General features: G+C 64.6%; 9 protein-coding genes and 1 pseudogene. All 10 read left to right on the top strand.

All coding sequences use genetic code 11. From position 1 onward, the window contains the following. Positions 1-121: 121 nt before the first annotated feature. Entirely contained in the window at positions 122-994 is an 873-nt protein-coding gene (locus tag ACFYUV_RS51025; protein ID WP_387683320.1) for an IS3 family transposase, read from the top strand. A gap of 12 nt (positions 995-1,006) precedes the next feature. Further along, positions 1,007-1,828: pseudogene (locus ACFYUV_RS51020) on the top strand (phosphorothioated DNA-binding restriction endonuclease); the annotation flags it as partial. Positions 1,829-2,046: 218 nt separating this feature from the next. After that, positions 2,047-2,781, top strand: coding sequence for an NUDIX domain-containing protein (locus tag ACFYUV_RS51015; protein ID WP_387683318.1), 735 nt, complete (start codon positions 2,047-2,049; stop codon positions 2,779-2,781). Then, positions 2,778-3,896, top strand: a complete 1,119-nt coding sequence (locus ACFYUV_RS51010) for a 5'-methylthioadenosine/S-adenosylhomocysteine nucleosidase (RefSeq protein ID WP_387683316.1) — start codon at positions 2,778-2,780, stop codon at positions 3,894-3,896. Before ACFYUV_RS51015 ends, ACFYUV_RS51010 begins: the two co-directional genes overlap by 4 nt. Further along, the gene (locus ACFYUV_RS51005; RefSeq protein WP_387683314.1) at positions 3,893-5,914 is read left to right on the top strand and encodes a hypothetical protein; all 2,022 of its coding nucleotides are present in this window, start codon (positions 3,893-3,895) and stop codon (positions 5,912-5,914) included. Before ACFYUV_RS51010 ends, ACFYUV_RS51005 begins: the two co-directional genes overlap by 4 nt. A gap of 143 nt (positions 5,915-6,057) precedes the next feature. Further along, positions 6,058-7,182: a hypothetical protein gene (locus ACFYUV_RS51000; RefSeq protein ID WP_387683312.1), complete on the top strand. Its 1,125-nt coding sequence runs from the start codon at positions 6,058-6,060 to the stop codon at positions 7,180-7,182. Further along, positions 7,179-8,975: an ATP-binding protein gene (locus ACFYUV_RS50995; protein WP_387683310.1), complete on the top strand. Its 1,797-nt coding sequence runs from the start codon at positions 7,179-7,181 to the stop codon at positions 8,973-8,975. Before ACFYUV_RS51000 ends, ACFYUV_RS50995 begins: the two co-directional genes overlap by 4 nt. A gap of 129 nt (positions 8,976-9,104) precedes the next feature. Next, entirely contained in the window at positions 9,105-9,995 is an 891-nt protein-coding gene (locus tag ACFYUV_RS50990) for a GIY-YIG nuclease family protein (protein WP_387683308.1), read from the top strand. A gap of 430 nt (positions 9,996-10,425) precedes the next feature. After that, complete coding sequence (locus ACFYUV_RS50985; RefSeq protein ID WP_387683306.1) at positions 10,426-10,890, top strand: hypothetical protein; 465 nt, start codon at positions 10,426-10,428, stop codon at positions 10,888-10,890. Positions 10,891-10,985: 95 nt separating this feature from the next. Next, a complete protein-coding gene (locus ACFYUV_RS50980; protein ID WP_387683304.1) occupies positions 10,986-11,120 on the top strand; it encodes a hypothetical protein in 135 nt (44 codons plus the stop codon). The last annotated feature ends 139 nt before the right edge of the window (positions 11,121-11,259 follow it).

Genomic DNA, 11,259 nt, shown 5'->3' with positions numbered 1-11,259 from the left:
GTCTTCTTTCATCGCGTCTGTCATTCCCGGCCGACCCATCCGAGCCACGATCCACCCATCCACATGCAGTGTTGCGTTGATCGTTTGAATCTAAGACGGCTTTCTTCGTGAGGGAGACCCGGTGAGCGTGGACCCGTTCATCGAGGCGGAGAAGCAGGGCGGTCACAGCGTCAAGCGGGCGTGTGAGCTGCTGGGAGTCTCCCGTGCCGCCTTCTACGCGCGCCGCAGTGGCGTACCCGGCCCACGCGCGATGCGCGACGCCGAGCTGGTCGAGCGCATCGCCGAGGTGCACGCACGCTCACCAGGCAGCTACGGCGCGCCGCGCGTCCATGCGCAGCTGCAGCAGGACGGGCAGCGGTGCGGACGGCGGCGGGTGGCCCGGCTGATGCGCGCGCTCGGCCTGGCCGGACGGTATCGGCGTCGCCGGCAGCAGACCACTGTGATCGATCCGAACGCCGATGCCCGGCCGGACCTGATCGGCCGTGACTTCGCCCCCGATGCGGCAGCCGTCGATACGCGCTGGTGCGGCGACATCACGTACGTGCCGACCGAGGAGGGCTGGTTGTATCTGGCCACTGTCATCGACATCGCCTCCCGCCGGGTGGTGGGCTGGGCGACGGCCGATCACCTGCGCACCGACCTGGTGGCCGAGGCCCTGCAGCAGGCCTGCGCCCGACGACGACCGACCGCGTCGGTGATCTTCCATTCGGACCGCGGCTGTCAATATACGAGCGCCGCCTACGCCCGGTTGGCCGCGCGGCTCGGCGTGCGGCTGTCGGTCGGGCGCACCGGTCAGTGTTGGGACAACGCGCTGGCTGAGTCGTTCTTCGCGGCGATCAAGGGCGAACTCCTCGACCAGCAGTCCTGGCCCACCAAAGCTGCGGCCCGCAGCGCGATCTTCGAGTTCATCGAGGGCTGGTACAACCTGCACCGCCTGCACAGCAGTCTGGGCTACCGTAGCCCCGCCGACTTCGAGGCCGCCGCAGCGGCCTGACCAACACAACGACGGTGTCCGTCAAAGCGGAGCAAGCTCATGTACGTCTTGGGCCACTTCCAGCGGCACGGCAACCGGTCCATCCCGTTCAGCGCCGCAGAGGCCGAGCTGAAGAAACTGCTCAAGGAGTACGGCCCGCCCCGTGACACCAGCCCCGGCTACCCGTTCCACCACCTTACGAACGATGGCCTGTGGCTGGTCGACACCTGCCACGGCCCCGGCAGCCCCGGCCCGGAACTGGGCCGGCTGCGCGAGAGCCAGGCCTCCGGCCGGCTGCATCCCGACCTGGCACACGCACTGGCGGAGGAGCCCGGCCTGCTGAGCCGGATGGCCCGCTACCTCCTGGACGCCAACTTCGCGCCGTCCCTGCACACCGACCTGTGCCTGCTGGCCGGTCTCGACCTGGAGACGCTGGAAACCGTCACGGAGACCAAGAAGCAGCGCGACCGGCGCTTCCGTGACCGGGTGCTCATGGCGTACGAGTACTGCTGTGCGTTCTGCTCCTACGACGGCTGGCTGGAAGGCGCGGTGGTGGGCCTGGACGCCGCGCATGTGCGCTGGTGGGCGTTCGACGGGCCCGACGATGTGGCGAACGGACTGTGCCTGTGCGCGATCCACCACAAACTGTTCGACAAGGGTGCCCTCGGATTGACCGCGGAGCGCACCATCACCGTCTCGGCCAGGTTCGTCGGCCGCTCCGAGTCCTCCCGTGACATGGTGCTCTCCCTGGCAGGCCGGCCCGCTCGATCCCCCCAGCCCGGCCTGGACGCAGTCGAACAGGACCACATCGAGTGGCACAGCCACCAGGTGTTCCGCACGCCCGCCCGCGGCTGAGCCATCGGCTGTGTGGCCCGTACGCTCTGCTCGGCCGCCGTACCTCCAGGATTTCCTCAGTCGATCGTCAGTACGGCTGACATCGAAATTGTCGGCAGGGCGGCGTACCGTCACGGCGTGCCAGCCCCCCACACGCGCCACGCGCACCACCGGTGGATGGCGAAAGCTAACCACGGCGCTACTTCTTGTCAGATTGACAAAAACATAGAGTCAGGCTCGTGACTGACGATCGATGGGAGCCGCCCGCCATTCTGCTCGCCGTTGACCTGGTGATCCTCACATTGCGCGATTTGCGCTTGCATGTACTGCTCGTCGAGCGCGGCATCGAGCCGTACAAGGGCGCCCAGGCGCTACCGGGCGGCTTCCTGCAACACTCCCGGGAAAGCCTCGTCGCCGCGGCGCACCGAGAACTGGCGGAGGAAACCGACCTGGACGTCGAGACACTCCGGCTGGAACAGCTCGGTTTCTACGACGACCCGGAGCGCGACCCTCGCGGCAGAGTGGTGAGCGTCGCTTTCCTGGCCATCGCTCCCCGCCTGCCCGAGCCGACCGCCGGCACTGACGCCGCCGACGCCGGTTGGCAGCCCGCCGACCCGGTGCTCTCCGGAGAGCTGGACCTCGCCTTCGACCACCGGCGCATCGTCACGGACGGCATCGAGCGCGCCCGCGCCAAGCTCGAACACTCCGCGCTCGCCACGGCCTTTTGCGGGCCGACATTCACGATCACTGATCTCCAGGAGGTGTACGAGGCGGTGTGGGGGATGCCGCTCGACCCGCGGAACTTCTACCGAAAGCTCAGGAAGACTGACGGCTTCATCCTCCCAGCCGGTTCGGCGCGCAAGGCCGCGACCGGGCGACCGGCTCGGCTGTTCAGGGCCGGTCCACGCGAGGTCCTGTACCCCCCGATGATCCGTCCCGTCGACTCGCCGAACGGAAAGGAGCCGGCGCAGTGAGCCCCGTTGTGATCCTCACCGCACTCGATCTGGAGTACCAGGCGGTCCGCGAAAAGCTGACAGGCCTGCGCCTGCACCGGCACGCCCAAGGCACCCTCTTCGAGGTGGGCCGGCTGGCAGCCGGGAAAGGACAGGTGGTGCTGGCGCACGTCGGCAAGGGCAACCTTTCCGCGGGAGTGCTGGCAGAACGCGCCATCGCCGAGTTCCGGCCGGGCGCGCTGCTGTTCGTGGGCGTGGCCGGGGCGCTGCACGCGCACATCGCTCTCGGTGATGTCGTCGTGGCGACGCATGTGTACGCGTTTCACGGCGGCACCAGCGAGGACGACGGTTTCAAGAGCCGTCCCCGGGTGTGGGAGACCTCGCACGCCGCTGACCAGATCGCTCAGCACCTGCACAGGACCGGCTCCTGGGCCAGGGATCTCGACCCTCGCCCGCAGGTGCATTTCGGACCGATCGCCGCAGGGGAGGTGGTGCTGAACTCCCGGCTCTCCGAGCACGCCCACTGGATTCGCGAGCACTACAACGACGCGCGGGCGATCGAGATGGAAGGCGCTGGCGTGGCCCAGGCCGGCCACCTGAACCGGGCACTGCCGGTGGTCGTCATCCGGGGGATCAGCGACCGGGCTGACGGCACCAAGGAAGCGACCGACCGCGAGCGGTGGCAGCCGAGAGCTGTCGCCAATGCTGCCACGTTCGCCGCGGCTCTGGCCGAGGAGTTGTCCACCGAAGAACCCCCGACAAGGAGCTCCACCATGCCCGAGACGAACACGAACATCGCCAAGGGAAATGCCCATGTGGGAGTGCAGGCAGGCACCGTGTACGGCGGTATCCGGATCGCTTCTGAGCCGTCCCCGCCGACGGATCTGCCGGAGGCGCTGGCGGGGTTCCGCTCCCGGCTGTGGCAGGCGTGGGCGGACGGACACCTGGATGAGGCGACGTATAAGGCTGCGGAGGCGGAGCTCGTCGCAGCCGACCAGGCACTCGAGACGAAGACGCCAGATCGGAAGAACATGCTGACGCTGGCGCTGAAGAAGCTGCGCGGGCTCGTCGGTGACGTGGCCGTGATGGCGGCGGAGCTCACCGCCATCATCGCCCTAGCCCAATCCCTGTCATGACAGAGCCGACGCACCGTGTCGAGAACGTGGCTACAGACTCCCACGTCGGAGTGCAGGCGGGCACGGTGCACAACCTCACCGTCTACGAGAGGGATCCGTGGGACTCGCCCGAGACCACGTTCCGCAAGGGTGTCTCGTTCTTGAAAGGCCGGATGCCGGGACCGGCCCGCCGGCTGATCAACGACGCCATGGTCGGCTACGCTACCAACGAGGTCTACTTCTACTGGTTGCTCGCCATGGTGAGCCGTCGGACGCGGCACGAGCTGACCAAGGACGAAGCCGCTCAGCTGCGAGGCAGGCACGCCCTGATGCGATTGCGGGGCGAGGATCCGTGGCGGGACGGCGTACGCATCATCGATCGTCTCCTGGAGTCGGCGGGAAAGGCGGAGGAGGACATTCGTGTTGTGGTCAAGGACCTCGACGCACTCCGGGAACCGCAACGCAGCCTGATCCTGGAGCACCTGGAGCTGTACCTCGACGGTCCCATCGAGGACCATCTGTGGCATCGCGCATTGTCGAAGGCCAAGACGGATCAGATGACCGGGGGACGCGGGGATCGGATCTGGAAATTCTTCCATCCGGCACCGGCAGCGCCCTTGTGCCGAAAGCCACGGCCACCTGAGACATCTCTGGGCTGCTGGGCTCGGGCGGTGGCGGCGACGGTCGTCCTGCTCATGGCGACGGGCCACCTCGGTTACCTGATCCTGCAGAGCGGCCGCGCGCTTCTGATGGCCGCCTACGTGCTGGGCCTCGCCGGCGCCTCTGTCGGCGCGCGGGAGACCGCGCACTGGCGTCACCGTGTCGAACGCCGCCGTGCCAAGGACAGGGAGTACCGCAGGGGCAGGAGCGAGGTCGAGGGCGGCGTCGTCGGCCGGCGCATGAAGGAGCAACCGAGACGCAAGACCAAGGCCGAGCGCGGCAGTTTCGCGAGGAGAGCTGAGCACCGGATCAACCACTATTTCGCCAAGTACGTTCCCCGGGGCGTGGACCGTGATGATTGGTTAGTCGAGACGGAGGGAATGCGGCGGAGCCTGGGTGACGAACTGACGGAAGTCTACGGAGAGACTCGAGTCGGAGTCGAGAAGATCGCATGGCTCATTCGGCATCGAGCAAGCGAAGCTGCCACCCGCCGCCGGAAAGGCATGCTGTGGGGCTACCGCCGGGAACTCGCCGCTCCTCTCGGGACGAAGGCGCGGGCGATACTCGGACTCCTCGCCCTCGCAGGTGCAGGGGGCTGGGCAGCCGTCGGCATCGTGCCGGTCGGCCCTTTGCCGGCGATCGGTACGATCCTCCTCCTGCTGATCTCCGGATGGATCTGCTCCCGCACCTGGCTCCACATCGTCCTGGAGCAGCGCCGGTATGCCGCGGACCAGGCGGAAAGCCTCTCGGCCTACCAAGGTGACCTGGAGGCGCTGGCCCGGTGGCGCGCGAGGCTGAAGGACAAGCCTGATGACGAGGAAATGGCGACCTGGCTCGACTGCGACCGCAAAGTGCTCCTGGAGGAGGCGTTGCGGCATTACAAGCTGACCATGAGTGGTGTCATCGCGCATGCCTTCATCGAGGCCCCTGCCCCGGGGAGCGAACGCGCACGACTACGTGGGGGGCCGTGGCGCTACAAGAACTACCAACTGCTGGTCTTCCTCGTCACACAGGAAGGGGTGCGTCAGCTCACCGTCACTCTTAACTTCCTCAAGGGAACCTTCCACGACCGGCAGCGGCTCAACTACCGCTTCGAGGCGGTCGCGTCCGTACGCGTCAAGCAGTCGGACGACGGTGGACGAGACTTCCAGCTCGCGCTCATGAACGGCAATGAGATCAGTGTCGAGGTGAACTCAGGAATAGAGGAACTACAACAGGGAGAGCGCCCCGGAGCGGTGTCCGAAGTGTCGTTGGACGCAGCAGGGCTCCCTCACACCCTGCATGTCCTGGAAGCAATCGCCGCCGAAGGAAAGAAATGGGTTGATCAGCGAGAGCTACGCACGGGAAACCTCTCGGCCGCCTTGAACGATCCCGAATAGACGAGCTCGAGCACTCCTGCGTGTAGCTTCCGCCGACAGCGACCTGGTGCTTATAAGACCTGGAACTCCGCCGATCTCGTGGCTACTCTGCAACAGAGTGTGGTGATCGGTTGCGAAGCGTCACTGGAGGAGCTGGAGGTCCAGTGGAACAGCGTGACGCGCAAAGCCTTGCCGACATCCTGTCGGTCGCGCCATGGATGGAGCTCGAAAAGTATGTCGACCACCTGCGGGACCGGGTGGATGCAGCCGTTACGGCCTCGCACGAGCGGCGGGCGCAGCTCCGCGCCGAGATATTGACGGAGAACCCGCATTTAAGCGCCCAGATCCGCCGTCCATCGCCCGAGAAGATGCAATGGGCCAAGCATCTCCTGTGCACCGGGATCGTTGCCGCCTCCGATGGGACGCTTGCCGCCGTACCCCTCCTGAGCGGTACGAAGATCCAGGTGGGTGTGGTGATCGTCACCAACACCGGCGAATCCGTCGGCCTTGTGACGAGGGTCTTCGAGCACGAGCTGACCACCACAGGCGACACGGCCAGGGAGTTCTTCGACAATCTCCGCAAGGTGCACGGCACCTCGAACCTGGCCAGCCGCGCCCTCATGCTCTTCGGCGAACGCAAGCTCCTACTCGCACAAGAGGCCGACTGGCGGATGATCCACGGAGAGCTGGTTCCATTCGAACTCCGTACAGGCGTGGGACATCCGCGAGAGAACCTGCCGCCCGTTTTCGACCTCGTCCGCCACTACATAAAAGACCAGCGGTTCATCGCGGTCAGTGAAAGCCCCGAGGATCTGGACGTGCTCAACGCCGGCATCGTCCTGGAGCCGGGGGAGTTCATCGAGTTGCGCAACCTGGCCGACGACCTCACCGGCTTCCTGGACGGCGATGAGAGAGCGGGAACGACCAAGGCGGGTTTCAACAACCTGGACCGCGCCAGGTTCCGGGCCTTCATCGCAGAGGTGGGGCCGGAAGTCAGCATTCTGCTCATCAAGGCCGGGCATCGCCCGTTTCTCCTGGAATGCCACCGGAAGCGGGTTGACGAGGCAGCGGCACTTTTTCTCGCCGACGCACTCTGGACGCGAGGTCTGCCGGACACCGGCGTCCCCGTGACTGCGCGCGGCTTTCCCTTCCACATCGACCTCGCGGACAACGTGGCCCGCACCATGTTCAAGGGCGGGGAGTTTCGGACGTTCATCGAAACGCGCTTGATGGAACTCGGAGTGGAGCACGGACTCACCGATCTGGACCCACGGAGGACGCGAGGATGAGCTCGGACACAGAGGTCGAAGCCGAGGCCGAAGAACCGCTGGAAAGGCCGGAAGACCAGCACGACGCGCCGGCCCCCGTAGAAGAGGAGATTCCCGCCGAAGACATCGAGGCCGCCGAAGCCAGCCTCGCCCGATCACTGATCACCCTCGGATTCGTGGCCTTCGACGGACCGGGAATGGACAACACCAGCAGCGGCGTCATGGTCTCCGAGGAACTGCGCCGCCACTTCCGCCGCGATGCCTACGTGGGTGTCAACGACACCGAACAAGGCATCACCTTCCTCGGTCGCGTCGTCGAAGGTCCTTTCCACAGCCCACACGAGATCGGCCCCGATTCGGCCATCAGCCGCACCACCCTGCTCCATCCGGAACGCACCCAATTCCGCCCTACCTATTACGCCGCCGGCACGATCGAGATTCTCGGCGAAGTCACTCCTTCGGAGAATGTGCTCCCCACCTCGACCCGCCCCCGGCCGTACTCCCGGGTGTTCATCTATCCCAGCGACCGGCTGCGCCGGATGCTCGGCATCGAAGGCGACATGCAACTGGGCTCGTTGCTCGGCTACGACGACGTGAGAGTTGAGGCGGATTCGGCGAACAAGGGATTCCTGCCGCGCAACGCCGGCATCTTCGGCACCGTGGGATCGGGCAAGTCCAACACCACCCAGGTACTGATGGAAGAGGCCATTCGCGCCGGGTGGGCGGTCGTCGCCATTGACGTCGAGGGCGAGTACGTACGGATGGACAAAGGGAACGACGAACCGCACCTCGCCCGCCTGCTGGAGGAACGCTTCGACGAGCGGCGTCCGCGCGGCATCCCGGACTTCCGCGTGTATGTGCCGAACGCCGGCATGACAGACGCGCCCGACCCGCTGCCCTTCAAGGTGCCGATCGCCGATGTGCCCGAGGAAATCGTCGCCGACGTCCTCGAATTCACCGAACCCCAGGTGAGAATGTGGGGCGCCATCACGGGCCAGGCCCGGCGCAACGCGGAGAGGACTTCCCGGCCGGGCAGGATGGGTACCCTCGCTGCTTCCGCACCGCCTCCTCCCGCCCGCCCGTACGATCTCAGCGACCTGATCGACGGCTTGCAAGAGGACCCAGCCACGGGTGGGATGCCCCTGCTCTCGCCGAAGATTCCTTCGACGGAGAAAGCCACCGCGTCCACGCTGAGGAACAAGCTATACAAGCTCGGCAGGTCCGAAATGCTCGACTGGCGGCCTACGAGGAACACCCCGTACCTGGACGTGGACGAGCTGCTCGTGGAGCGGCGCCTGAGCGTCTTCGACGTGAGTGAGACCAACGACAGCGCCCGCAACATCGCCATCTCCTTCCTACTGCAGGCCCTGTTCGACCGGGTGATCGCGGTCGCTCGCGGCGAACCCATCGGCAAGGACGGCCAGCCGCGCCCGCCGGTGCTGGTGGTGATCGAAGAGGTGCACACGTTCGTCTCTCGAACCAGTGCGGGCCGCATGCGAGCGGTGCTGGACCAACTGCAGGTCATCAGCCGTCGCGGCCGCAAGCGCTGGATGGGGCTGGTGTTGGTGTCGCAGCAGCCTGGGCATGTGCCGGAGGAGTTGTTCGAGCTGGCGAACACCCGGTTCATCCATCAACTCAAGTCCGCCGGCAACCTCGCCCCGGTACGCGCCACCACCGGTGGCGTGCACGAGGCGCTGTGGTCGACGGTTCCCGCGCTGGGGCAAGGGCAGTGCCTGCTGACCGGCTCGGTGTTCCGCAACCCCGTTTTCGTACAGATGCGTCCGGCGCGATCCCGGCGTATGCATACAGCATGACGAAACTGCCCAGGGCGCTATCCCGGTCGTTCTCTTGACGTAAGCCCGCGCTGCTCCCGTCACCGATCAGACTGTCGGTGACGCCTGGCAGTATGAGCTCGAAGCGGTCTCGTCTGTTCGGGAGGATGCATGCCACAGCATTCGGTCGGCTTTGTCTACGCTGTCAGCAACAGAGCCATCCCCGAGATGGTGAAGGTTGGTTTCACGACGAAGCCTGCAGAGGAACGGGCGAGACAGCTCTACTCCACGAGCGTCCCGTATCCCTTCGATGTTGAGTTTCGTGCCGCTACGTCACATTGGCGGGCCGTGGAGGCATTCGCGCACCAACTCTTGGACACTTGGCGGGTAAACCCTCGGCGCGAGTTCTTCGCTGTCACAGCCAGAGACGCTATCGAGAACGTGCGGGATGCGCTCCTGACAGAGAACAGTATCGACGCCTGGAGGGGAGACGGGAACTATGTTAGGCACGGAGATCGGATCGCCCTAACCTTGGTAAGTGGTGATCTCATCCTAGTCGTGACCTGCCCTAGCCTCATGAGTCGCCCCGAGATCACTGACGTTTGGCAGGCCCACAGTGATGGGGGCCTCCTTGGACTCATGGGAACCAACGATCCCGACCATGTTGCTGGTTTGAGTAGTGAAGACGCTGGCGGAGAAGAGGATCCTGTCCCATATCTTGATCGGAAGAAAAAAGTTCCTAATGGGGCTATCAACGGTCGAGAGCGGCTTGTCCCCGGTGAGCGGCGTATCTGGCAACGGCCTTACGCGAATGGTATGGCCTGCAAGGTTGCACTTTTCGAGATGAGGGATCATTGCCAAGCCGTAAGTCGCACGTGGAAACCTAAGATCGACTCATCACGTGCGCCGCTGCTACTGAACATCATAACGTACGACGAGCCCCCCGAGGGGGTGGCTCGTGTGGCTGCACTAGTTCCCCGTCTACATCAATCGAGATGCTGGGCGCCTAGGAACCCCGGGGCCAGCGAGGAGTGGTATCAGAGCGTTGGCGACCATTCTTAGAAGCCAGAATATTGGCTGAAGCAGCTTGCGCACCACCACTGACCGTTCGCGTGGGTGGCACCCGAGTTCGGCATCAAGGTCCAGCGCTTCAGGGCTGTTGGGTCAGCCAGGATCAGGCATGTGAGCGCCCAGGACGAGAAGCCGCCAGCGGTTTCCCGGGCTGGACCCGAGCATGCGTCCGGGAATTGGAGTCGTTCCCGCCTCGGCGGCCGCTTCCCCATCACTGTTCAGGTGGATTAACAGGCCAAACAGATCCTCTGCTCTTCGATCCCGTCTCGCGAACATCGCACCCGCTGCACCCAATGAGTAACTAGACTCCCATCTAACAGAGAACGAGTACGTCGCCAAGAAAAGAGACTCGAGGGCAGTAATGAGGGATATAAAAATCAACGTCCAGATCCGCTTCCAGTGGAATGAATATGGAGTTGTGATGCTGGATGAAGATGGTGAGATTTCCTTCCCTCTAGTGGATCGTGACCCTGGTCGCGGCTGCGTGTACGCCCTAGAAGGGCGGAGATCTGCGGAAGCGCAAAAATTGCATAACATGAGCCCTCGATGGATCTACATCGGCCAAACGAGAAACCTTGTGAAGCGCCTAGGCAGCTACCGGAAGCCCGGCCCTCAACAGAAGACAAATATCAGAGTAAATCGGGTTCTTAAGCTGGAACTAAATCAGGGTTGCCAGGTCAGACTATTCAAGGGCAATGATATCTCGTTCATTGCCGATGGCTGCCCGGATCTAGGTGCATATGATACCGTTGCTAGAACACTGGCAGAACACGCGGCACTGTATCAGCTGTATTTTCAGAAGGGTGCAGTGTATGATGTTGATTTCCTCAACAAGGGCCTTGACACTATAGTGGACCGTGAATTCGGAGATGCTCCCTGGCTGTAACGCCGAGCATGGAGCACAGCAGCAGGACCTTTGCGCGATCAGCCTGATCTGGGCGGGCGGAACAAGGCGACCAGTTGTGCGTCTCAGCTGAGAGCATGCGTCAGGTGTCCGTCCTCGTCACGCTGAACGCTCCGATGAGCAAGGCGGGCTCCGACCGGCAGCGGGAAGGCATCTGGGCGCGGACCCTGGCGGCGGTCCAGGCGCGTGCTACCGCCGGGAAATACGACTGAACGGTACGCGCGGACTCCACCATTGTCCGGGCGCTCAAAGCCGGAGACGCCGTGGCATCCTGCGCCGGACTCGCGGGTGCGGCGATCGTGGCCAGGACGGCGGTGGTGAGTCACCCTCAGGGCTGGCGCGTAGGGAATT

This window comes from Nonomuraea sp. NPDC003560, from assembly GCF_042878785.1.
Taxonomy (GTDB): domain Bacteria; phylum Actinomycetota; class Actinomycetes; order Streptosporangiales; family Streptosporangiaceae; genus Nonomuraea.
This window is presented reverse-complemented; position numbering and strand designations above follow the sequence as displayed.